Annotated in this window: 1 protein-coding gene; it reads right to left on the minus strand. The window is 31.4% G+C overall.

Annotation, left to right across the window (positions count from 1 at the left end):
- Positions 1 to 11 precede the first annotated feature (11 nt).
- Positions 12 to 251: a DUF3894 domain-containing protein gene (locus K5S59_RS29480; protein WP_000281196.1), complete on the minus strand. Its 240-nt coding sequence runs from the start codon at positions 249 to 251 to the stop codon at positions 12 to 14.
- Between the last annotated feature and the right edge of the window lie 87 nt (positions 252 to 338).

Genomic DNA, 338 nt, shown 5'->3' on the forward strand with positions numbered 1-338 from the left:
ATCGAGATGGTTTATTTTATATAGAGCACAATCGCTACAATACTAAAGGAAAATGACATTACAAGTGCTGTTATAAAACTTGTATATTGTTTCTGCTGAAATGCTCCAATAACAAAAGTAAGATTGAGTAAAGCCATACATACAATTGCTACAAGATAAGAACATATATTAAAAGTTGCCAATATGAATGTAATAACAAATAGAAATCCCATAAAAAATTGCATATACGAAATTTTTGAATTCAAGTACATATGAGCAACCCCTTTATCTAATTTTTATCCCGATTGGTGCGGGCTGATAATCAGCGGGCAAAAACCTTCCACTGATTAAAGTTTCAC

It is taken from the genome of Bacillus sp. BML-BC051, from assembly GCF_019656175.1.
Lineage (GTDB): Bacteria > Bacillota > Bacilli > Bacillales > Bacillaceae_G > Bacillus_A > Bacillus_A mobilis.